The organism is Streptomyces pilosus (assembly GCF_014649835.1).
Lineage (GTDB): Bacteria > Actinomycetota > Actinomycetes > Streptomycetales > Streptomycetaceae > Streptomyces > Streptomyces pilosus.
Genome location: NZ_BMTU01000001.1, coordinates 298,437 through 321,585 on the forward strand (window position 1 = coordinate 298,437; position 23,149 = coordinate 321,585).

The following is a 23,149-nucleotide window of genomic DNA, read 5'->3' on the forward strand; positions in this document are numbered from 1 at the left end:
CGGATGACACGGCCCGTGTGCTCACGCCTTCACCAGTCCTTGTCGTACGGCACCGCCGAGCGCGAGGTAGACGTCCTCCAGGCTGGGCGTGGCCAGCGTGAAGTCGTCCAGGGCGGCGAAGGCGGCACCGCCGGTGACGGTGGCGACGACGGTCCGGGCCTCCTCGGGGGCCAGCCGCAGGGTCCAGCGGCGGCCGGACTCGACGACGCGGTCGCGCAGCGCGGCGACCTCGGGCACGTGCAGCGGCGCGGCCTCGCGCCACACCAGATCGACCCGGACCTCGCCGGCGACCTGCTCCTTCAGCCCGGACGGGGTGTCGCAGGCGATGACCCGGCCGCGGTCGAGCACCGCGACACGGTCGAGGACGGTCTCCGCCTCGATGACGTTGTGGGTGACCAGCAGGACGGTCGCGCCGTGCTCGGCACGGCGCCGGTCGACGGCGGACCACACCGCGCGCCGGGCCACCGGGTCCATGCCGGTGGTGGGCTCGTCGAGCACCAGCAGCGGCCGCCGCCCCACCAGCGCGGCGGCGAAGCAGGCGAGCCTGCGCTGGCCGCCGGAGAGCTTGCGCAGCGGGCGCCCGGCGAGCGGGGCGAGCCCCAGTTCGTCCAGGACGTCGTCGCGTTCGCCCCGTGCCCGGCGGGCGTCGAGGCCGCGCAGCCGGCCGGTCGTCTCGGCGGCGAGGGACACGGTCAGGTCGTCCAGGGCGGTGGACTCCTGGCCCAGGTAGGCGAGGATGCGGGAGGCCCGCTCGGGATGGCGCACGATGTCGTGGCCCAGGATCCGGACGCTGCCGCGGTCGGGCCGCATCAGCCCGGTCAGCTGGCGCACCAGGGTGGACTTGCCGGCGCCGTTCGGCCCGAGCAGGCCGAAGATCTCACCGCGCCGGATGTCGAGCTCCACGTCGTCGGTGGCCCGGACCTCGGGCGTCGCGGGAACCCCGCGCCGGCCGCGCACCGCCGGGTAGGTCTTGGTCAGCCCGCGCACCACGCACACGACGTCACCGCCGTGCCGGAATCCCTGTGCCGCGCGCGTATTCACAAGGGACGAGCCTACGGGGTCGGGAAGCCCGGTCCGTCCTCGGGTCGCCCTTGCGCCGCGCCCGCCGGGAGGGGACGCACCGGACGCACCGGACACGCCGGCCCCGGAGCGGGAACCGCGGGGAATCATCCGGTCGCACACCGTGTTCCCCGGTCGTCCCGGCCGAGCGATCTCCGAGGAGCCGACATGAGCGACGACATGAGCGACGGACCCGCCGTCCGCGAGCTGCGCCTGGTGGTCACCGCCGACGACTACGACGCCGCGCTGCGCTTCTACCGCGACGTCCTGGGACTGCCCGAGCGCGCGGCGTTCTCGTCACCCGACGGCAGGGTCACCATCCTGGAGGCGGGCCGGGCCACCCTGGAGCTGACCGACCCGCACCACGCCGCCTTCATCGACGAGGTCGAGGTCGGGCGCCGTACGGCCGGTCACGTCCGGGTCGCCTTCCAGGTCGACGACTCCGCCGCCACCACGGCCAGGCTGGCCGCCGCCGGGGCGGAGGTGCTGGCCGAGCCGACCCGCACCCCCTGGAACTCCCTGAACGCGCGGCTGGAGGCACCGGGCGCGCTCCAGCTGACCCTCTTCACCGAGCTGGGCGGGCAGGACTGACCGGGGCGGGCTCCGCTCACTCCCCCGCGGGAGCCCGCTCCGTGCCCGTGCGGAGGTCGAGTTCGCGCCAGAAACCCGCCCGGATGGCGTAGCGGTCGCGCTCGTCGATCTGGTCGTCCTTGTGGGCGAGGAGGCCGAAGCGGGCCGCGTAGCGGAGCAGCTCGCCGTCGACGCGGTGCGGGATGCGGGGGTACATGCCGGACAGTTTCTGAATGTGGCTCTGGTCGCCCAGCCGCTCCACCCAGCGGCGGGCGAAGACCTGTCCCACCTCGAAGGGGTCACCGCCGACGGTGGTGATGTCCTCCTCGCGGTCGGCCCAGCGCTGCTCCGCCGTGGTCAGCTGGGCCAGCGTCGGCATGGAGGCAGCCTCCGGCGGCTCGGCGGCGGGCCGGTCGACCCAGCCCTTGTCGGAGGACCACCTGAGCGTCGCGGAGGCCGGCTGCTGGGGCTGCTGCGCGCCGGGACCGCGCAGGGCCGCCAGGTCCTTCGGGGTGGGGACGCCCCGCGCCGTGGAGGTCCGCTCCGGGGTGCCGTTGTGCGCGGAGGCCGGGTGCTGCGGCTCCTGCGCGGTGCGCTCGGCGGCCGCGGCGAGCGCGGAGTCCGGCAGCGGGGCGGAGAGGATCGCGGCGATCTCGGGGCGCGGCACGGGCGGCGGCGCGCACACCCCGGTGTGTTCCTTGGGCCGTACGGCCTGGGTGATCCACGCCCGGTCCAGCACCCGGCGCTCGTCGGCCTCGGCGACCAGGTCCTCGGACTGGTTGTAGTCGCCGTCGGCGGCCTGCACCGCCCACAGGTGGACGGCGACGCCGTGCTCCTTGGCGGCCATCATGCCGGGCAGCAGGTCGCCGTCACCGGTGACCAGGACGATGTCGGAGCAGGCGCGGTTGCGGGCGAGTTCGGTCAGCTCGGCGTGCATCGCCGCGTCGACGCCCTTCTGCGCCCAGCGGCCGTCGCTGCGGGTCAGCGCGCCGAGCCGGACGGTGACCCGGGGCATCACGCGCAGCCGGCGGTGCTCGGGCTGCGGGACGCGGTCGGGGGCGCCGTCGAACCAGTAGATGCGCAGCAGCGGCTGCCGCGTGTCATTCTCGGCGCGGTCGCGCAGGCCCTGGATGAGGGCGGCGTGGTCCACGGTGATGCGGGACCGGGAGGGCTCCCCGGCGAGGAGACTGGCGGCGGCCCCCAGCAGATACCCGGCGTCCACCAGGACGATGCAGCGGTCCACGCGATCCACCCTCTTTCCGGGAGGTTTGCTTCGGGCTTGCTTCGAGTCTGCCCGACTGCACCGGGGTTAACGGCCCGAACTCGATCTTCGGCGTGGCGTTTCCACACTTCCTCCCCCGACCAGGCAGGTCACGCACGGTAATTGTCCGACATGCGTGGGTCATCGGGGTGTGTGAATCTGAGGGCGGCCCTGGCCCCTAGTCCCCCACAGGAGGCAACCACCATGGCCAAGAACAAGAACCGTGAACGTAAGCAGCCCCAGGCCGAGCACGCCCGGCGCGCGTCGCAGCCGACCGCGATGGAGACGCCCGACGAGCAGCGCACCACGCAGGTCGTGCCGGGCGAGGTCGGCCCGGGCAAGGGCCGGCAGAAGCGCTTCGGCCACAACTGACGTCCGTGTGACGGGCCGTCGTGGCCCGGGCAGATGACGAGGGGCGCACCCACCACAGGGTGCGCCCCTCGAGCGTGCGAGGCCGCGAACTAGCCCGCGAGGCAGGACGGGCCGAGGAGGACCTTCAGGTCGCCGAACAGGGCCGGGTCGGGCTTGACCCGGTGCCGGTCCAGGCGCAGCACCGTCGTCTTCGTCGGCCCCTGGAGCTTGATCCGGACCTCGCTGTCGCCCTTGTGGTGCGTGAGGATCTCACCGAGCCTGCTGACCATCGGCGGGGTCACGCGGGTGGCCGGGATGGTGAGCACCACGGGCGCGTTGGCGCCCGCGTTGGACAGGTCGGGGATCATCAGCTCCATCGCGACCAGGCGCGGCACGTCCTCGCGCTTGTCGAGCCGCCCCTTGACGAACACCACGGCGTCCTCGACGAGCTGGGTCGAGACGAGCTGGTAAGTCGCCGGGAAGAACATGCACTCCAGGGAGCCCGCGAGGTCCTCCACGGTCGCGATCGCCCAGGCGTTGCCCTGCTTGGTCATCTTGCGCTGGAGGCCCGAGATGATCCCGCCGATGGTGACCACGGCGCCGTCCCCGAAGTCGCCGCCGGTGAGCTGGGAGATGCCCGCGTCGGCCTTGTCGGACAGCACGTGCTCCAGGCCGAACAGCGGGTGGTCGGAGACGTAGAGACCGAGCATCTCCCGCTCCTGCGCGAGCAGGTACGTCTTGTCCCACTCGTCGTCGGTGAAGGTGACGTCGAGACCGAAGCCCGGCTCGCTGCTCTCCTCCTCGCCCATGCCGCCGAAGAGGTCGAACTGCCCCTCGGCCTCCTTGCGCTTGACCGCGACCACGTTGTCGATCATCGGCTCGTACTGCGCGGTGAGGCCCTTGCGGGTGTGGCCCATGGAGTCGAAGGCGCCGGCCTTGATCAGCGACTCTGTGGTGCGCTTGTTGCAGACCACGGCCTCGACCTTGTCGAGATAGTCGGGGAAGGAGGCGTACTTCCCCTTGGCCTTGCGGGACCTGATGATCGACTCGACGACGTTGGTGCCGACGTTGCGCACCGCCGACAGGCCGAAGAGGATCACGTCGTCGCCCTGCGCGGCGAAGTTCGCCTCGGACTCGTTGACGTTGGGCGGGAGCACCTTGATGCCCATGCGGCGGCACTCGTTGAGGTAGACCGCCGACTTGTCCTTGTCGTCCTTGACGGACGTGAGCAGCGCCGCCATGTACTCGGCCGGGTAGTTCGCCTTGAGGTACCCGGTCCAGTACGACACCAGTCCGTACGCGGCGGAGTGGGCCTTGTTGAACGCGTAGCCGGCGAAGGGGACCAGCACGTCCCACAGCGCCTGGATCGCCTCGTCGCTGTAGCCGTTCTTGCGGGCGCCCTCCTGGAAGAGAACGAAGTTCTTCGCCAGTTCGTCGGGCTTCTTCTTGCCCATCACGCGGCGGAGGATGTCGGCCTCGCCGAGCGAGTAGCCCGCGATGATCTGGGCGGCCTTCTGCACCTGCTCCTGGTAGACGATCAGGCCGTAGGTGACCGACAGCACCTCCTGGAGCGGCTCCTCCAGTTCCTTGTGGATCGGGGTGATCTCCTGGCGGCCGTTCTTGCGCTCCGCGTAGTTGATGTGCGAGTTCATGCCCATCGGGCCCGGCCGGTAGAGGGCCGAGACGGCGGAGATGTCCTCGAAGTTGTCGGGCTGCATCTGGCGGAGCAGCGAGCGCATCGGGCCGCCGTCGAACTGGAAGACGCCGAGGGTGTCGCCGCGGCAGAGCAGTTCGAAGGTCTTGGGGTCGTCCAGCGGGAGGGAGAGCATCTCCAGGTCGATGCCCTTGTTGGCCTTCACCATCTTGATGGCGTCGTCCATGATCGTGAGGTTGCGCAGGCCCAGGAAGTCCATCTTCAGCAGGCCCAGCGACTCGCACTGGGGGTAGTCCCACTGCGTGATGGTCACGCCGTCGGTGTGCCGCACCCAGATCGGGGCGTGGTCGACGATGGGTTCGCTGGACATGATCACGCCGGCCGCGTGCACGCCCATCTGCCGCACCAGGCCCTCGACGCCCTTGGCGGTGTCGATGACCTTCTTCACGTCCGGCTCGTTCTCGTACATCGCGCGGATCTCGCCCGCCTCGTTGTACCGCGGGTGCGAGGGGTTGGTGATGCCGTCGAGGTCGATGCCCTTGCCGAGGACGTCGGCGGGCATCGCCTTGGTGAGCCGGTCGCCCATCGCGTACGGGTAGCCCAGGACGCGCGCGGAGTCCTTGATGGCGTTCTTCGCCTTGATCTTGCCGTAGGTACCGATCATGGCGACCTTGTCGGCGCCGTACTTCTCCGTCACGTACCGGATCACCTCGACGCGCCTGCGCTCGTCGAAGTCGATGTCGACGTCGGGCATGGAGACGCGCTCGGGGTTGAGGAACCGCTCGAAGATCAGGCCGTGCGGGATCGGGTCGAGGTCGGTGATGCCCATCGCGTACGCGACGATCGAACCGGCCGCGGAGCCTCGGCCGGGGCCGACCGCGATGCCCTGGTTCTTGGCCCACATGATGAAGTCGGCGACCACCAGGAAGTAGCCCGGGAACCCCATCTGGATGATGACGTCCATCTCGTACTCGGCCTGCTTGCGGCGGTCCTCGGGGACACCGCCGGGGAAGCGGCGCTCCATGCCCCGGCGCACCTCCTCCTGGAACCAGGTGACCTCGGTGTAGCCCTCCGGGATGTCGAACTTCGGCATCAGGTCCCGCTTGACGAACATGCCCGTGGTGTCGACCATCTCGGCGATCAGCCGGGTGTTGGCGCACCCCTGCTGCCAGGCGTCCGAGGAGTCGATGGCGTACATCTCGTCGGTGGACTTGAGGTAGTAGCCGGTGCCGTCGAAGCGGAAGCGGTCGGGGTCGGAGAGGTTCTTGCCGGTCTGGATGCACAGCAGCGCGTCGTGGGCGGTCGCCTCGTGCGCGTACGTGTAGTGCGAGTCGTTGGTGACCAGCGGGGGGATGCCGAGCTTCCTGCCGATCTCCAGCAGTCCGTCGCGGACCCGGTGCTCGATGTCGATGCCGTGGTCCATCAGCTCCAGGAAGTACCGGTCCTTGCCGAAGATGTCCTGGTAGTCGGCGGCGGCCTTGAGCGCCTCGTCGAAGTGGCCGAGGCGCAGCCGGGTCTGGACCTCGCCCGAGGGGCAGCCGGTGGAGGCCACGATCCCCTCGGACCACTGGGAGATGGTCTCCTTGTCCATCCGGGGCCACTTCTGCAGCCAGCCCTCGGCATACGCGTCGGAGGACAGCCGGAAGAGGTTGTGCAGGCCGGTGCTGTTCACCGCCCACATCGTCTTGTGGGTGTAACCGCCGGAGCCGGAGACGTCGTCGCGCTTCTGGTGCGGCTGCCCCCACTGGATCTTGCGCTTGTTGCGCCGGGACTCGGGGGCGACGTACGCCTCGATCCCGATGATCGGGGTGACCCCGGCCTTCTGCGCGGAGTGGAAGAAGTCGTACGCCCCGTGCAGGTTGCCGTGGTCGGACATGGCGATGTGCGTCATGCCCATCTCGTTGCAGGCGTCGAACATGTCCTTCAGCCGCGCGGCACCGTCCAGCAGCGAGTACTGGGTGTGGACGTGCAGGTGCGTGAACGGCGGCTTCGACACGGTGCGGCCTCCAAGGAGAAGTCACGGCGACGGCGGGCGGACGGTCCGGGGGACAGCGTCGAAGTCTATGCCCCGGCGCCGACACCCCGGGCTCGCGGCGACGTACCTCCGGGCGGGTCGCGGGCACTCCCGTGGTCCGTCACACGTTGGGCAGGGGACGGACCAGCCGTCCCGAGACATCCCGCACCTGGAGGCACACAGCGATGTCGGTCCCGCAGCTCAACGACGAGCACCGCGGCGAGGAGATCCTCGCCGTCCTCGACACCGCGTTCGGCGAGCTCCTGGCCGCCGACCCGGCCGCGTTCCGGGTGAAGTTCCGGAAGATGGCCGCCTCGGCGTTCGCCTTCTACCGCGGGACGGCGAGCCTCTTCTACCACGACCTGGACGCGGAGCGGCACGGCGGCCCCTACCTGGACGAGCGCACCTCGCGGGTGTGGATCCACGGCGATCTGCACGCGGAGAACTTCGGCACGTACATGGACTCCAACGGCCGCCTGGTCTTCAACGTCAACGACTTCGACGAGGCCTACGTCGGTCCCTTCACCTGGGACCTCAAGCGCTTCGCCGCCTCCGTGGCGCTGATCGGCTACGCCAAGGCGCTCAGCGACGGTCAGATCGGCGAGCTGGTCACCGTCTACGCGGCCGCCTACCGGGAGCGGATCCACGCGCTGGCCACCGGCGCGAAGAGCGACGAGGTGCCGCCGTTCACCCTGGACACCGCCCAGGGACCGCTGCTCGACGCGCTGCGCGACGCCCGCTCGCTGACCCGCTTCGGGCTGCTGGACTCGATGACCGAGATCCGCGACTTCGAGCGCCGCTTCGCGCCCGGCGGCGGCGCGGTCGAGCTGGACGCCGCCACGCGCTACAAGGTGCTCGCCGCCTTCGACGGCTATCTGGAGACGCTGCCGGATGCCTCGCTGGCCCGGCCCGACTCCTACCGCGTGAAGGACGTCGTGGGCCGCCGCGGCATCGGCATCGGCTCGGCAGGGCTGCCGTCGTACAACATCCTGCTGGAGGGCCACAGCGACGCCCTGGAGAACGACGTGGTGATCTACATCAAGCAGGCGCAGACCCCGGCGGTCTCCCGGCACATCACCGATCCGGCGGTCCGCGACTACTTCCGGCACGAGGGGCACCGCACGGTGATCTCCCAGCGTGCCCTCCAGGCGCACGCCGACCCGTGGCTGGGCTGGACCGAGCTGGACGGCTCGGGGCAGCTGGTCGCCGAGGTCTCGCCGTACGCCGTGGACCTGGACTGGGGCGACATCGACGACCCGGAGGAGATCGCCCTGGTCGTCGCCGACCTCGGCCGGGCCACCGCGACCATGCACGCGGCGGCGGACGACACCTCCGGCGAGTCCCTGGTGCCGTTCTCCACCGAGCGCGCCATCGACGCCGCGATCGCCGCGGACGAGGAGTCCCTGGCGCCGCTCCTGGTCGACTTCGCCCACACCTACGGCGCCCGCGCCCGCGCCGACCACCAGACCTTCCTGGACCTGTTCCGCAACGGCAGGATTCCGGGGCTGTAACCTTCCGCACATCCACAGGGACCCTTTAGGGACCCCTTACCGGAGCACATGGCACACTCGTTCCGCCATGGACATATCCGGAACCCAGCTCAGAGCCGTACGCGCGGCGCTGTTCACGGCCGTCGTCGTGACGCTCAGCACCGCGTCGCACGTGCTGCTGTCCGGGGCTCCGCTGCCGGTGAACACGGTGGCCGCCGTCGGCGCCGCCGTGTTCCTCCTGGCGTACGCCCTGGCCGGGCGGGAGCGTTCCTTCGGGCGGATCGCCGCCCTGCTGATCCCGCTGGAGCTGGCCGCGGACACGGTCTTCACCACCGGCCAGCACGTCTGCTACGGCCGGATGGGCGGCCCCGTGGCCGGCCCGCTGCGCTCCGTCGGCTTCGACGTGCTGTGCGGCGACGGCACCAGCGTGGGCGCGCCGCTCGCCCAGGTCACCGGGCCGGCCGCCGGGGGCGGCGACCGGCTGGCGGCGCTGCTCTCCCAGGCCGAACCGGCCACCGCCTGGATGCTGCTCGGCGCGCACGTCGGGGTCGGCCTGTTTGCCGCCGCCTGGCTGCGCCGGGGCGAGCGGGCACTGGCCCACCTGCTGAGCGCGGTCGCGGCGGCGGCGTCGACGGCGGTCCGGCCGCTGCTGCTGGCGGTGTCGGCGGTGTCCGTGCGCCGGGCCCCGGAGGTCCGCCGTCCGGCGCGCCCGGCGCTGCGCACCGCCGTCGCCCGGACCCTGCTCCTCGCGCACTCCCTGGGACGCCGCGGACCGCCGTGCTCCGCCGCCTCCGCCTGAGGCGACCCCACCGAGCACCAGCAGTCCCCCATACGTATCCCGCACACCCCCGTGTGCGTCCCCCGTGGAGACATCACCATGAGCAAGCGGAACAGCCAGGCAGCGAAGACGGCGGCCCGGGAGCGCCTGCGCGAGGAGCGCGAGCGCCAGGCGAAGAAGGCGAAGGCCAAGCGGCAGGTCGTGGTCGCCCTCTCGGTCGTGGGCGTCCTGGCGGCGGCCGGCGGCATAGGTTACGCGGTCGTGCAGACGAACAAGCCCGACTACTGGGAGGCCGCGGCGGACGACAAGCTCGTCAAGCCCGCCAACTCCAGTGGCGCGAACGGCACGACCGTCGTCATCGGCAAGCCCGAGGCGAAGAAGACGCTGGAGCTGTACGAGGACCCGCGCTGCCCGATCTGCGCCACGTTCGAGCAGTCGGTCGGCGAGACCATCGAGAAGGACGTCGAGGCCGGCAAGTACAAGATCCGTTTCATCGGTGCCTCGTTCCTCGACCGCAATCTGACCGGTGAGGGCTCCAAGAACGCGCTGAGCGCCCTGGGCGCCGCGCTGAACGTCAGCCCCGAGGCGTTCCTCGCGTACAAGAGCGCGCTCTACTCGGCCGAGTTCCACCCCGAGGAGTCGAAGGACACGTTCAAGGACGACGCGTACCTGATCAAGGTCGCGAACTCGGTGGACGCCCTGAAGGGCAACAAGGAGTTCCAGGCGGCCGTGAAGGACGGCACCTACGACAAGTGGGCGCTGGAGATGTCCGACACCTTCGACGACAGCGAGGTCGAGGGCACGCCGAGCCTGATGATGGACGGCAAGAAGCTCACCGGCTCGGACGGCCAGAACACCCCGATGACCCCCGAGGACTTCACCACCGCCGTCGACAAGGCCCTCAAGGGCTGACCCCGGCCGGCTGACCGCGCACTGAAGAGCGGGCGAACTTCCGTCGGTTCGCCCGCTCTTACGTGTACCTGTCAGTAGCCTGGTCGGCTGTGACCAGTCGACTCAGATCCTCCCGGAGTGCCGTCCCCGCCCCCGCGGACGCCCACCCTCCCTCTCCGCGCCGCCGTACGGTCGTCAAGGCGGCCGCCGCCACCGCGGCGCTCGCCGGACCGCTCGCCGCGGCCCTGCCCGCCCGGGCGGCCCGGCAGACCCCCGCCTTCCTGCACGGTGTCGCCTCCGGCGATCCGCTGCCGGACGGTGTGCTGCTGTGGACGCGGGTGACGCCCGTGCCGGAGGCGACACCCGGTTCGGGGCTCGGCCCCGACATCGAGGTGAGCTGGACCGTGGCCCGGGACAAGGCGTTCACCGACGTCGTCGCGCGGGGCTCGGCCCCCGCCACCGCCGCCTCCGACCACACCGTCAAGGCGGACATCCGCGGCCTGCGCCCGGCCACCGACTACTGGTTCCGCTTCTCCGCCGGCGGCACCGACTCCCCCGCGGCCCGCACCCGTACCGCCCCGGCCGCCGACGCCGCGGTGACCGGTCTGCGCTTCGGGGTGGTGTCCTGCTCCAACTGGGAGGCCGGCCACTTCTCGGCGTACCGCCACCTCGCGGCCCGCGGCGACCTGGACGCCTGGCTGCACCTCGGCGACTACATCTACGAGTACGCCACCGGCGCGTACGGCACCCGCGGCCGGGCCGTCCGCCCGCACGCGCCCGCCCACGAGATCCTCACCCTCGCCGACTACCGGCTGCGGCACGGGACGTACAAGACCGACCCGGACCTGCAGGCCCTGCACGCCGCGGCGCCGGTCGTCGCCATCTGGGACGACCACGAGATCGCCAACGACACCTGGTCGGGCGGCGCCGAGAACCACACGGAGGGCGCGGAGGGCACCTGGGCGGCACGCCAGGCCGCCGCCAAGCAGGCCTACTTCGAGTGGATGCCGGTGCGTCCCGCGCTGGCCGGCACCACCTACCGCCGGCTGCGGTTCGGCAGGCTCGCCGACCTGTCGCTGCTGGATCTGCGCTCCTTCCGCTCCCAGCAGGTCTCCCCGGGCGACGGGGACGTCGACGACCCGGACCGCACCCTCACCGGACGCGCCCAGCTGGACTGGCTGAAGTCCGGCCTGACGGCGTCCGACACCACCTGGCGGCTGGTCGGCACCTCGGTGATGATCTCGCCGTTCGCGGTGGGTTCCCTGCCCGCGAGCGTGCTGAAGCCCCTGGCGAAGCTGCTGGGCCTGCCGCAGGAGGGGCTCGCGGTCAACACGGACCAGTGGGACGGCTACACCGACGACCGCCGCGAACTCCTCACCCACCTGCGGGCCCACGCCGTCCGCAACACGGTCTTCCTCACCGGTGACATCCACATGGCATGGGCCAACGACGTGCCCGTGAACGCCGGCACCTATCCGCTGTCGCCCTCGGCCGCCACGGAGTTCGTCGTGACCTCCGTCACCTCCGACAACCTCGACGACATCGTCAGGGTCCCCGAGGGCACCGTCACCGCGCTCGCCGCCCCGCTGATCCGGGCCGCCAACCGGCACGTCCACTGGGTCGACACCGACCGTCACGGATACGGCGTGCTGGACGTCACCGCCGAGCGGGCGCAGATGGACTACTACGTGCTGTCCAGCCGCACGCGGGCGGACGCCACTGCCACGTGGGCGCGTTCCTACCGCACCCGCAGCGGCACGCAGCAGGCCGAGCGCGTGTACGACCCCGTCTGACCGGCGCGCCCGCCCGGTCAGTCCTCCAGCGACGCGAGGAAGCCGAGAGCCACCCGCCAGGTGGCCTCGGCGGCCTCCTCGTCGTAGTCCGGCAGTCCGGGGTCGGTGTACAGGTGGCCGGCGCCCGCGTACCGGTACACCTCGACATCCGCCCCGGCCCGGCCCATCCGCAGGTACCAGGCGGTGAGCCAGTCGTCGGTCTCGAACGGATCGGGCTCGGCGACGTGCAGCTGCACCGGCAGTTCGTCCACCGCGGTGTTCTCCGCGATGTCCGACGTGCCGTGCAGGAGCAGCAGCCCGCGCGCCTTGTCGTCGCCGAGCGCCAGCGTCTGCGCCACGGCGGCGCCGAAGGAGAACCCCGCGTACACCAGCCCGCGCTCCGAGTAGGGCGCCGCCGCCAGCACGGCCCGCTTCAGCAGCTCGTCCTTGCCGGTCTCCTCCTGGTACGCCACGCCCTCCTCGACCGAGTCGAACGTACGGCCCTCGAACAGGTCGGGCGTCCACACCTCGTGACCGGCCGCGCGCAGCCGGCCGGCGGCCTCGGCCACCGCGGGCCCCGGTCCGTGCGCCGAGTGAAAGAGCATGATGTTCATGCCGTCCATCGTGCCAGCAGGTGTGAGGGGAGCGGATCACGGCAGTACCCGCGATGGCGCGGAAGTCACATGTTCATGCCCGCGCGGAGCCGGTTAGGTTCGGGGACATGGATGACGTGCTCCGCCCCCTGATCGTGGTCGGCGGGTCGGTCGTGCTCACGCTGCTGATCGGCTGGGCCACCGACCTGCTGCTGCGCAAGGCCGACGAACGCCACCACGAGACCCCGCTGTGGGGGCTGCTGCGCCGTGCCCGCGTCGCGTACCAGCTGGTGATCTGTGCGGCACTGCTCAGAGGCTCCTACGAGGAGGCCCGGGTGCTGCCGGACCACGAGGTCGGTGTCGGCAGGTTCCTTTCGCTGGTGCTGATCGGGTCGGCCGCCTGGCTGGCGGTCCGGATCGCGCTCGCGGTCGTGGAGACCTCGTACACCCGCTACGCCAGCACCCACCGGGAACGGGACCCCGCCCGGGTGCGCCGGGTGCGCACCCAGGTGACGCTGATCCAGCGGGTGGTGACGGCGGTCGTCGGAGTGGTGGCCGTGGCGGCGATGCTGCTGACCTTCCCGGCGATGCGCGCGGCCGGTGCCTCCCTGCTGGCCTCGGCGGGAATCCTCGGCATCGTCGCCGGTGTGGCCGCCCAGTCGACCCTGGGCAACATGTTCGCCGGACTGCAGATCGCCTTCGGCGACATGGTGCGCATCGGCGACACGGTGACCGTGGACGGCGAGTGGGGCACGGTCGAGGAGATCACCCTGACCTTCCTGACCGTGCGCACCTGGGACGAGCGCCGGATCACCATGCCGGTGTCGTACTTCACGTCCAAGCCGTTCGAGAACTGGTCGCGCGGGACGCCGCAGATGACGGGCATCGTCCTGTGGCACCTCGACCACTCGGCCCCGCTGGACGCGATGCGCGACAAACTCCGCGACATCCTGCGGGAGTGCCCGGCGTGGGACGGCCGCACCTACAACCTGACCGTGACGGACAGCACTCCGAGCACCATGGAGGTCCGCGCCCTGGCGACGGCCAAGGACGCCGACGACATCTGGACGGTACGGGTCACGGTCCGCGAGGAGATGATCCGCTGGCTGGCCGCCGAGCATCCCTACGCGCTGCCGCGGGTCAACGCGGCCGACGCGGTGCTGCCGCCCCACCTGAACGGCCACCGCCCGGGGATACCGGGGGCCCGCAGGGTGCACCAGCACCAGCGGGAGCACTGAGCGGCCCTCAGTGGCCGCGTTCGGCACCTCCGTTGACCTGGATGATCTGCGAGGTGATGTGCCCGGCGCCCGGGGAGGCGAGCCAGTGCAGGGTCGCCGCGACGTCCCCGGGCGTCCCGGCGCGCCCGTTCGACGTCTCGGCGACCAGCAGGGCCCGCCGCTCCTCGTCCATGCCGTCACCGAAGAAACCGGTGTCCTCGACGTAGCCGGGCGCGACCACGTTCACGGTGATGCCGTGCGGGCCGAGCCGGCGGGCCAGGTCGTGGGCGTAGGGGTGCAGGGACGCCTTGGCCGCCGCGTACGACACCCGGCCGGAGCCCCGGTAGGCGGCGATGGAGCTGAGGAACAGCACCCGCCCGCCCGGTTCGGCGAGCCGGTCCCTGAGGGCCTCGGTGAGGAGCACGGCGGTCAGCACGTTGAGCCGGAAGTTGACGGTCCATTCGCGGGCGACGGCCTCCAGCGGGTCGTCGCCGCCGACCGGGGGTTCCAGCAGCCCGTTGCCGCCGGCGCTGTGGACGAGTACGTCCACGGCGCCGAGCTCCCGGCCCACGAAGCCGGCGACGCCCCGCACGGACTCGGGATCGGCCAGGTCGGCGGCGTGGGTCAGGGCACCCGGTACGCCCGCGCGCTCCAGGACGTCCCCGCGCCGGCCGAGCAGCAGCACCTGGTCCCCGTCGGCGGCGAACATCCGTGCGGCGGCCAGTCCGATGCCGGTGCCGCCCCCACTGATCACAACGTTGCGCGTCATGGCACGACCCTACGGAGAACCGGCCGCCGGCGGCGGTCACCGCAGACTGCGCACGTCCAGATGGCGCAGCACCCGGTCCACCACCTCGGGGTCGGCGCCCGCCTCGCTGCGCGCCGTCAGCACCTCGTGCCGGGCGGCGCTGAGCATCTCCCCCTCGATCCGCCGCACCCGCTTCAGCCGCAGCGCCCGCTGCCGGAGGGCCTCGCGCCGTTCGTCCTCCGCGATGTCCGGGCTGATCCGCACCCCGATGTCGAACGACCGGCGCAGCATCTGCTCGGAGAGTTCCTCCGGCAGCTCCTCGACCTGTTCGATCTCCCGCAGCCTGCGCTTGGCGGCCTTCGCCGCCCGCAGGGCCAGTTGCCGCTCGAAGTCCATCTCCCGTTCGGTGTCGCCGCGCACTCCCAGCCGGTTCACCAGCCAGGTCAGGCTCAGCCCCTGCACCAGCAGCGTCGCCAGCACCACACCGAACGCGATGAAGACGATCTCGCCCCGCGCGGGGAAGGCGTCCCCGCCGTCGGTCTCCAGCGGAATGGCCAGGGCCAGCGCGACGGAGGCGACCCCGCGCATCCCCGACCACCACATCACCACGGTCTCGCGCCAGCTCACCGGGATGTCCTCGCCGACGTCCCGCGAGGTGTGCAGCCGCTTCGTCAGCCAGGTGGCCGGCAGCAGCCACGCCAGCCGGACGAGGACGACCACGCCGACGACCGCCCCCGCCCAGGTGAGCAGCTCGCCCCAGTGGCCGGCCGCGGTCTCGACCGCGTTGTGCAGTTCGAGGCCGACCAGCCCGAACGCGACACCGGTGACCAGGGTGTCCACGATGTCCCAGAAGGTGTGCCCGGCGAGCCGGGCCATGACGTCGTCGGCGTCGGTGGCGTACTCCACCAGGAACAGCGCGGTGACGAGCACCCCGAGGACGCCCGAGCCGTGCAGTTCCTCGGCCAGGACGTAGGCCGCGAACGGCACCAGCAGGGTCAGGGCCACCTGGAGGGTCGGGTCGCCGAGCGCGCTCATCGCCTTGTTGGTGCCCCAGCCGAGCGCGAGCCCGACCGCGATCGCCACCACGGCCGACAGCACCAGGTCGAGACCCGCCCGCCAGGGCGAGAAGGTGCCGCTCACCGCGGCGGCGATCGCCACGTGGTAGAGCACGATGGCCGTGACGTCGTTGAAGAGCCCCTCACCCTCCAGGATCGACACCAGGCGGCGGGGCAGCCCCAGCTTCCCGGCGACGGCGGTCGCCGCGACCGGGTCGGGCGGGGCGACCAGCGCGCCGAGGGCGACGGCGGCGGCCAGCGGCAGCCCGGGCACGATCGCGTGCGCGACGACGGCCACGCACAGGGTGGTGACGAAGACCAGCGCCACGGCCAGCAGCAGGATCGGCCGGACGTTCGCCGCGAACTGGCGCCAGGAGGTGCGGCGCACCGCGGCGTAGAGCAGGGGCGGCAGCAGCAGCGGGAGGATCAGCTCCGGCGGGACGTCGACGTTCGGGACGAACTCCAGCAGCGCCAGGACGATGCCGAGGACCGTCATCAGCACCGGCGCCGGCAGCCTCAGCCGCTCCCCGACGGGGACGCTCACCACGGCCCCGACCAGCAGGGCGAACAGCAGGGCCAACTGGTCCACGGTCAGCGCTCCCAGGGGATCGACGATCGGCCGGCGGAGTCCAGACTGCCACGCCGACCGTCCTCACCAGGGCGTTTGCCGACCCGGGCTACAGTGCGCGCCGCATGGCCCGGTGCGGCATGCCGGCGTCCGGGAACTCCGGTCCGTAGGCCTCGTACCCCAGGCGCTGGTAAAAACCCAGGGCGTGGGTCTGGGCGTGCAGGTCGACGGCGGTGAGGCCCTGCTCGCGGGCCGCCTCCTCAATGGCCCGCACCAGCGCCGCGCCGACGCCCAGACCCCGTGCCCGGCGCGTCACCGCGAGCCGGCCCAGGGAACCGACGGCCGGGTCGCCGCCGTTCTTCGCGGCGGCCGCGGCGCCGTGCAGCAGCCGTCCGGTGCCGAGCGGCGTGCCGTCCTCACCGACCGCCAGCACGTGCACCGCGCCGGCGTCGTGGGCGTCGTACTCGATGTCCTCGGGGACGCCCTGCTCGGCGACGAAGACCTCCTTGCGGACCGCGAAGCACGCCTCGCGGTCGGCGGGCCCCCGCGCCACCCGGACGACGTAGCCGGCGCTCACGCGTAGGTCTCCTCACGGACCTGGTCCAGGGCCTGCTGCAGGTCCTCGGGGTAGTCGCAGGAGAACTCCGCCCACTGTCCGTCGCCGGGGTGCTCGAAGCCGAGCCGCACCGCGTGCAGCCACTGGCGGGTCAGGCGCAGCCGCTTGGCGAGGGTGGGATCGGCGCCGTACGTCAGGTCACCGACGCAGGGGTGCCGGTGGGCGGCCATGTGGACGCGGATCTGGTGGGTGCGCCCGGTCTCCAGCTTGACGTCGAGCAGGGACGCGGCGCGGAAGGCCTCGATGAGGTCGTAGTGCGTGACGGAGGGCTTGCCCTCGGCGGTGACGGCCCACTTGTAGTCGTGCTGCGGGTGGCGGCCGATGGGGGCGTCGATGGTGCCGCTGGTGGGGTCGGGGTGCCCCTGGACGAGCGCGTGATAGCGCTTGTCGACCGTGCGCTCCTTGAACTGGCGCTTCAGTGACGTGTACGCGTACTCGGACTTGGCGACGACCATGAGGCCGGAGGTGCCGACGTCGAGGCGGTGCACGATGCCCTGCCGCTCGGCGGCGCCGGAGGTCGAGATGCGGTACCCGGCGGCGGCCAGGCCCCCGATCACCGTGGGGCCGGTCCAGCCGGGCGAGGGGTGCGCGGCGACCCCGACCGGTTTGACGATCACCACGACGTCGTCGTCGTCGTGCACGATCTCCATGCCCTCGACGGGCTCGGCGACGACCTGCACCGGCGCGGGCGCACCCGGCATCTCCACCTCGAGCCAGGCGCCGCCGCTGACCCGCTCGGACTTGCCGACCACCGATCCGTCGACCGTGACCTTCCCCGCCGCGGCGAGCTCGGCCGCCTTGGTGCGGGAGAAGCCGAACATGCGGGAGATGGCGGCGTCGACGCGCTCGCCCTCCAGGCCGTCGGGCACGGGCAGGGTACGGATCTCGGGAATCGTGCTCACCCGTCGAGTATGCCGGACGGCCGCGGCGCTCCCGTACGGGAGGCCCGGGCGGCCTCAGTCCTTGTGGACGGTGCCGTCCGGGTCGAGGCCCCGGAACGACAGCAGCACGATCAGGATGCCGCCGCAGACGATCGCCGAGTCCGCCAGGTTGAACACGGCGAAGTGCTTGGGCGCGATGAAGTCGACGACCGCGCCCTCGAAGACGCCCGGCGAGCGGAAGATCCGGTCGGTGAGGTTGCCGAGGGCGCCGCCGAGCAGCAGGCCGAGGGCGATCGCCCAGGGCAGGCTGTAGAGCTTGCGGGCGAGGCGGATGATCACGACGATCACGGCCGCCGCGATCACTGTGAAGATCACGGTGAAGGCCTCGCCGAAGCCGAAGGCCGCGCCCGCGTTGCGGATCGCCTCGAACCGCAGCCAGTCGCCGACGATCTCGATCGGCTCGTGGTGCTCCAGCTTGGCGACCACGATCATCTTGCTGATCAGATCGAGGGCGTAGGCGAAGGCGGCGACGGCGAACAGCACGGCGATCCGCCGCTTGCCGCGGGGCCGCTCGGTGTCCGCCGCCGTCCCGTCGGTGCCGGCCCGTTCCCGCCCGTCCCGGGTCTGCTCGTCCCGGGTCTGCTCGCCCCGGTCCGCGTCCGGGGTGTCCGGCGTACCGATGATGCGCTCCGCCTCTGCCACGTGAGTCCCTCAGCCTAGGTACCTGACTGAGGACGAGGGTACGGCACGGCCCGGACGCCCGCCGATCAGTACCTGCGCTCCTGCTTCTGCTTGCACTCCACGCACAGGGTGGCCCGCGGGAAGGCCTGCATGCGGGCCTTCCCGATGGGGTTGCCGCAGTTCTCGCACAGGCCGTAGGTACCGGCGTCGAGGCGCTGCAGGGCGCGCTCGAACTGGCTGAGCATCTCGCGCGCGTTGGCGGCGAGCGCGAGCTCGTGCTCGCGGGTGATGTTCTTGGTGCCGGTGTCGGCGTCGTCGTCGCCCGCGCCGTCGCCGGAGTCGCGCATCAGGCCGGCCAGGGCCTGCTCGGAGTTGGTGATCTCCTCGCGCAGCCGCAGCACCTCGGACATCAGCTCGGCCCGGGCCTCCTCGACCTCTTCCGTCGTCCAGGGCTCCTCCCCGGGACGCACCGCGAGCTCGCCCGGCTCCACGGCCGCGAACCGGGCCTTGGGTACGGCGGTCTTCTCCGCCGTGGCCGCCGGGCCAGGGGTCTTCTTCGCACCCACTGTCGTCACTCCCGTCTGCGCCGCGGCCTCGGCCGCGCCCGCGTCATCGGCCGCGCTGTGCCCGGCCACATCCTGAGTGGACCCGCTGGTCCCGGCAGCGCCCTCGCGCTCCCCCGCCCCCGCGGCGGTCCCTTCCCCCGCTGCCCGCTCCCTCTCCGCGCCGCCGGGCGCCCCCGCGGCAGCCTCCCGGGCGGGCGTCCGCCGCGCCGCGTTCCGGGCCGCCTTCGCGGGCGGCGCCGCTCCGGCGGCCGCGTTCTCCGCGGCGGCCTTCCCCTGCGCGGCGGCCGCCTTCCTTCCCGCCGTCTTCTTCTTCTTCGCGGACGGCGTCCGGGCCGGCTCCTGTGCCGTCGCCGGCCGTTCGCCGGACCGTTCCGCGGCGGCCGGCCGCTTCCGGACGGTGGTCCTCCCGGCCGCCGGGGTCCTCTCCGGGGCCGGCTCCGCCGCCGGGTCCGCCTGCGCCGTACCCCGCGCGGTCTTCTTCGCCACCATGGCCGCGACCCCTTCACATATGGTGATCTTGCGCGCGCATCGTGCTGGGACGATAAATCGACCCGGGTCCCGCGGCAACGGGGCACACCGCCCGGTTCCCCGCCCCGCGCACGCCGCGCGGGGAGCCTGCATGCGTTGTGCCCAGCTCCCCGCCGGGTATGCCGCCCGGGAGGGCGTCCCGGGATCCGGACCCGCATACCTCGCCATTCGGGGCACACCCCCTCATGTGCCCGGCGGAAATCCGGTCGGCCGCCGTCCGCGTCGCGCCGTACACTGGGCGGAGCGAAAAGCGTGGATGGGGACGAGTAGCGGCGTACGCAGCCCAGAGCGACCCGGGGACGGTGTGAGCCCGGGGGTGAGCGCGACGTGAAGATCACCCCGGAGCCGCCGGAGGAAAGCCGCGACCGCGGCGAGTAGAACCGGCATCGCGACCCCAATGAGGGGGCTCACCGGAGCGCACGGCGCACCGGGGGGCCAAGGAGGGTGGTACCGCGGGAGCGCGCCGACAGCGGCGCAGAGGATCACGACAGCTCTCGTCCCTCCGGACGGAAGGCAGCAAGTCCGCCGGAGGAAGCCCGCTGATGACATCGCCGACGTACCGCCAGGTACCCGCCCAGGTCGACCTGCCCGCCCTCGAGCACGCGGTGCTCGACTTCTGGCGCGAGCAGAAGATCTTCGCCAAGAGCCTGGAGCAGTCCGAGGGACGCCCCGAATGGGTGTTCTACGAGGGTCCGCCCACCGCCAACGGCATGCCCGGCGCCCACCACATCGAGGCCCGCGTCTTCAAGGACGTCTTCCCCCGCTTCCGCACCATGCGGGGCTACCACGTGGCCCGCAAGGCCGGCTGGGACTGCCACGGCCTGCCCGTGGAGCTCGCGGTGGAGAAGGAGCTCGGCTTCTCCGGCAAGCAGGACATCGAGGCGTACGGCATCGCCGAGTTCAACGCCCGGTGCCGCGAGTCGGTGACCCGGCACACCGACGCCTTCGCCGAGCTGACCACCCGCATGGGCTACTGGGTCGACCTCGACGACGCCTACCGGACCATGGACCCGGAGTACGTCGATTCCGTCTGGTGGTCGCTGAAGGAGATCTTCGGCAAGGGCCTGCTGGTCCAGGACCACCGCGTCGCCCCCTGGTGCCCCCGCTGCGGCACCGGCCTGTCCGACCACGAGCTGGCGCAGGGCTACGAGACGGTCGTCGACCCCTCCGTCTTCGTCCGCTTCCCGCTCACCTCCGGCCCGCTGGCCGGCGAGGCGGCCCTCCTGGTGTGGACGACCACGCCCTGGACCCTGGTGTCCAACACCGCCGTCGCCGCGCACCCCGAGGTGACCTACGTCGTCGCCACCCAGGGCCCCGAGGGCACGGAGAAGCTGGTCGTCGCCGAGCCGCTGCTCGCCAAGGCGCTCGGCGAGGGCTGGGAGGCCACCGGCGAGTCCTTCACCGGCGCCGAGATGGAGCGCTGGACGTACCGGCGCCCCTTCGAGCTGGTGGAGTTCCCGGAGCCGGCCCACTACGTGGTGAACGCCGAGTACGTCACCACCGAGGACGGTACGGGTCTGGTCCACCAGTCCCCCGCCTTCGGTGAGGACGACCTCAAGGTCTGCCGCTCCTACGGCCTGCCCGTGGTCAACCCCGTCCGTCCCGACGGCACCTTCGAGGAGGACGTGCCCCTGGTCGGCGGCGTCTTCTTCAAGAAGGCCGACGAGAAGCTCACCGCCGACCTCGACGAGCGCGGCCTGCTCTTCCGGCACGTCCCGTACGAGCACAGCTACCCGCACTGCTGGCGCTGCCACACCGCGCTGCTCTACTACGCGCAGCCGTCCTGGTACATCCGCACCACGGCCGTCAAGGACGAGCTGCTGCGGGAGAACGAGAACACCAACTGGTTCCCGGACACGGTCAAGCACGGCCGCTACGGCGACTGGCTGGACAACAACATCGACTGGGCGCTCTCCCGCAACCGCTACTGGGGCACCCCGCTGCCGATCTGGCGCTGCGAGGACGACCACCTCACGGTCGCCGGTTCCCGCGCGGAGCTGACCGAACTGACCGGCACCGACCAGTCGGGCCTCGACCCGCACCGCCCGTACATCGACGAGGTCACCTTCGCCTGCCCCCAGGACGGGTGCGGGAAGACGGCCACGCGCGTGCCGGAGGTCATCGACGCCTGGTACGACTCGGGCTCGATGCCGTTCGCGCAGTGGGGCTACCCGTACAAGAACAAGGAACTCTTCGAGTCCCGCTACCCGGCGCAGTTCATCAGCGAGGCCATCGACCAGACCCGCGGCTGGTTCTACACGCTGATGGCCATCGGCACGCTGGTCTTCGGCAAGTCCTCCTACGAGAACGTCGTCTGCCTCGGCCACATCCTCGCCGAGGACGGGCGCAAGATGTCCAAGCACCTGGGCAACATCCTGCAGCCGATCCCGCTGATGGACCAGCACGGCGCGGACGCCGTCCGCTGGTTCATGGCGGCCGGCGGTTCCCCCTGGGCGGCCCGCAGGGTGGGCCACGGCACCATCCAGGAGGTCGTCCGCAAGACGCTGCTGACGTACTGGAACACGGTCGCCTTCCAGGCGCTGTACGCCCGCACGTCCGGCTGGGCGCCGAGCGCGGCCGACCCGGCCCCCGCCGAGCGCACCGTGCTCGACCGCTGGCTGCTGTCCGAACTGCACGCGCTCACCGACCAGGTCACCCAGGCGCTGGAGGGCTACGACACCCAGCGCGCCGGCAAGCTGCTGTCCGCGTTCGTCGACGACCTGTCCAACTGGTACGTGCGCCGCTCGCGCCGCCGCTTCTGGCAGGGCGACAAGGCCGCGCTGCGCACCCTGCACGAGGTCGTGGAGACGGTCACCCGGCTGATGGCCCCGCTGACCCCGTTCATCACCGAGCGGGTCTGGCAGGACCTCGTCGTCCCGGTCTCTCCGGACGCGCCGGAGTCGGTGCACCTGTCCTCCTGGCCGGAGGCGGACCTGTCGGCGGTCGACCCGGAGCTCTCCCGGCAGATGGTGCTGGTGCGCCGTCTCGTGGAGCTGGGCCGCGCCACCCGCGCGGAGTCCGGTGTGAAGACCCGCCAGCCGCTGAAGCGGGCACTGATCGCCGCGGGCGGCTTCGACCGCCTCGACGCCGAACTGCGCGCGCAGATCACCGAGGAGCTGAACGTCGAGTCGCTGGCGTCGCTGTCCGAGGTGGGCGGTTCGCTGGTGGACACCACGGCCAAGGCCAACTTCCGTGTGCTGGGCAAGCGGTTCGGCAAGCGCGTCCAGGACGTCGCGAAGGCGGTCGCGAACGCGGACGCCGCCGCGCTGTCCCTGGCGCTGCGCGAGGGCACGGCCTCGGTGGAGGTCGACGGTGAGACGATCACCCTCTCCCCCGACGAGGTCATCGTCACGGAGACCCCGCGCGAGGGCTGGTCGGTGGCGTCCGACGCCGGCGCCACGGTCGCCCTCGACCTGGAGATCACCGAGGAACTGCGCCGCGCAGGCCTGGCCCGTGACGCGATCCGGCTGATCCAGGAGGCCCGCAAGAACAGCGGCCTCGACGTGGCCGACCGGATCGCCCTGCGCTGGACGTCGGCGGACCCGGCGACGGAGGCCGCGCTGGCGGAGCACGCGGGTCTGATCGCCGACGAGGTGCTGGCGACGGACTTCGCCCGCGGGGAGGCCGACGACACGTACGGCACCCCGTTCACCGACGAGGGCCTGTCCCTGACGTTCCGCCTGCGCAAGGCGTAGGGACGCGTCCCCTGCCGAAGAGGCCCGGGCCGGCCGGGAAGAATCCCGGCCGGCCCGGGCCTTCGGCATTGCGTGCGTAGGACACCGCACCCAAGGCCGAACAAACGGCGCATACTCCGTGAACACGCGTAGCGAAAGGGCGGGGCCCCGGGTTGGTGAAC

The 23,149-nt window shown here is 71.9% G+C and carries 18 protein-coding genes; 8 read left to right on the top strand and 10 right to left on the bottom strand.

Features of this window, described 5'->3' with window-relative positions; genetic code table 11:
- Positions 1-21 precede the first annotated feature (21 nt).
- A complete protein-coding gene (locus IE118_RS01400) occupies positions 22-996 on the bottom strand; it encodes an ABC transporter ATP-binding protein (protein WP_189556043.1) in 975 nt (324 codons plus the stop codon).
- Positions 997-1,239: 243 nt separating this feature from the next.
- Here IE118_RS01400 and IE118_RS01405 point away from each other — a divergent pair, with 243 nt between their 5' ends.
- Entirely contained in the window at positions 1,240-1,650 is a 411-nt protein-coding gene (locus IE118_RS01405; protein WP_189556044.1) for a VOC family protein, read from the top strand.
- A gap of 16 nt (positions 1,651-1,666) precedes the next feature.
- On the opposite strand, the gene IE118_RS01410 is transcribed toward IE118_RS01405, so the two are convergent.
- Positions 1,667-2,872 carry an NYN domain-containing protein gene (locus IE118_RS01410; protein WP_189555347.1) on the bottom strand — a complete coding sequence of 402 codons (1,206 nt, stop codon included), beginning with the start codon at positions 2,870-2,872 and terminating at the stop codon, positions 1,667-1,669.
- A gap of 222 nt (positions 2,873-3,094) precedes the next feature.
- On the opposite strand from IE118_RS01410, the gene IE118_RS01415 reads away from it, so the two are divergent.
- Positions 3,095-3,262, top strand: coding sequence for a hypothetical protein (locus IE118_RS01415; RefSeq protein ID WP_189555348.1), 168 nt, complete (start codon positions 3,095-3,097; stop codon positions 3,260-3,262).
- Positions 3,263-3,351: 89 nt separating this feature from the next.
- On the opposite strand, the gene dnaE is transcribed toward IE118_RS01415, so the two are convergent.
- Entirely contained in the window at positions 3,352-6,891 is a 3,540-nt protein-coding gene (dnaE, locus tag IE118_RS01420) for a DNA polymerase III subunit alpha (protein ID WP_189555349.1), read from the bottom strand.
- A gap of 203 nt (positions 6,892-7,094) precedes the next feature.
- On the opposite strand from dnaE, the gene IE118_RS01425 reads away from it, so the two are divergent.
- The 4 genes from IE118_RS01425 (at position 7,095) to IE118_RS01440 (ending at position 11,861) form a co-directional block, all read left to right on the top strand.
- Positions 7,095-8,420 (top strand): DUF2252 domain-containing protein, encoded by a 1,326-nt coding sequence (locus IE118_RS01425; RefSeq protein ID WP_189555350.1) that lies wholly within the window; start codon positions 7,095-7,097, stop codon positions 8,418-8,420.
- A 67-nt stretch (positions 8,421-8,487) separates the two neighbouring features.
- Positions 8,488-9,198: a hypothetical protein gene (locus IE118_RS01430; protein WP_189555351.1), complete on the top strand. Its 711-nt coding sequence runs from the start codon at positions 8,488-8,490 to the stop codon at positions 9,196-9,198.
- Between the two features lie 78 nt (positions 9,199-9,276).
- Positions 9,277-10,089 carry a DsbA family protein gene (locus IE118_RS01435; RefSeq protein WP_189555352.1) on the top strand — a complete coding sequence of 271 codons (813 nt, stop codon included), beginning with the start codon at positions 9,277-9,279 and terminating at the stop codon, positions 10,087-10,089.
- 89 nt (positions 10,090-10,178) lie between these two features.
- The gene (locus IE118_RS01440; RefSeq protein ID WP_189555353.1) at positions 10,179-11,861 is read left to right on the top strand and encodes an alkaline phosphatase D family protein; all 1,683 of its coding nucleotides are present in this window, start codon (positions 10,179-10,181) and stop codon (positions 11,859-11,861) included.
- A gap of 17 nt (positions 11,862-11,878) precedes the next feature.
- On the opposite strand, the gene IE118_RS01445 is transcribed toward IE118_RS01440, so the two are convergent.
- A complete protein-coding gene (locus IE118_RS01445) occupies positions 11,879-12,454 on the bottom strand; it encodes a dienelactone hydrolase family protein (protein WP_189555354.1) in 576 nt (191 codons plus the stop codon).
- A 107-nt stretch (positions 12,455-12,561) separates the two neighbouring features.
- On the opposite strand from IE118_RS01445, the gene IE118_RS01450 reads away from it, so the two are divergent.
- Positions 12,562-13,671, top strand: a complete 1,110-nt coding sequence (locus IE118_RS01450) for a mechanosensitive ion channel family protein (RefSeq protein WP_189555355.1) — start codon at positions 12,562-12,564, stop codon at positions 13,669-13,671.
- A 7-nt stretch (positions 13,672-13,678) separates the two neighbouring features.
- On the opposite strand, the gene IE118_RS01455 is transcribed toward IE118_RS01450, so the two are convergent.
- From IE118_RS01455 to IE118_RS01480, 6 genes are all read right to left on the bottom strand, one after another.
- The gene (locus IE118_RS01455) at positions 13,679-14,419 is read right to left on the bottom strand and encodes an SDR family NAD(P)-dependent oxidoreductase (RefSeq protein ID WP_189555356.1); all 741 of its coding nucleotides are present in this window, start codon (positions 14,417-14,419) and stop codon (positions 13,679-13,681) included.
- A 36-nt stretch (positions 14,420-14,455) separates the two neighbouring features.
- Positions 14,456-16,048: a Na+/H+ antiporter gene (locus IE118_RS01460; RefSeq protein WP_189556045.1), complete on the bottom strand. Its 1,593-nt coding sequence runs from the start codon at positions 16,046-16,048 to the stop codon at positions 14,456-14,458.
- A gap of 82 nt (positions 16,049-16,130) precedes the next feature.
- The gene (locus tag IE118_RS01465) at positions 16,131-16,598 is read right to left on the bottom strand and encodes a GNAT family N-acetyltransferase (protein WP_189555357.1); all 468 of its coding nucleotides are present in this window, start codon (positions 16,596-16,598) and stop codon (positions 16,131-16,133) included.
- Positions 16,595-17,539 carry an RluA family pseudouridine synthase gene (locus tag IE118_RS01470; protein ID WP_189555358.1) on the bottom strand — a complete coding sequence of 315 codons (945 nt, stop codon included), beginning with the start codon at positions 17,537-17,539 and terminating at the stop codon, positions 16,595-16,597. Before IE118_RS01470 ends, IE118_RS01465 begins: the two co-directional genes overlap by 4 nt.
- A gap of 54 nt (positions 17,540-17,593) precedes the next feature.
- Positions 17,594-18,220: a signal peptidase II gene (lspA, locus tag IE118_RS01475; RefSeq protein ID WP_189555359.1), complete on the bottom strand. Its 627-nt coding sequence runs from the start codon at positions 18,218-18,220 to the stop codon at positions 17,594-17,596.
- Positions 18,221-18,285: 65 nt separating this feature from the next.
- Complete coding sequence (locus tag IE118_RS01480; RefSeq protein WP_189555360.1) at positions 18,286-19,254, bottom strand: TraR/DksA family transcriptional regulator; 969 nt, start codon at positions 19,252-19,254, stop codon at positions 18,286-18,288.
- A 581-nt stretch (positions 19,255-19,835) separates the two neighbouring features.
- Here IE118_RS01480 and ileS point away from each other — a divergent pair.
- The gene (ileS, locus tag IE118_RS01485; protein ID WP_189555361.1) at positions 19,836-22,988 is read left to right on the top strand and encodes an isoleucine--tRNA ligase; all 3,153 of its coding nucleotides are present in this window, start codon (positions 19,836-19,838) and stop codon (positions 22,986-22,988) included.
- The last annotated feature ends 161 nt before the right edge of the window (positions 22,989-23,149 follow it).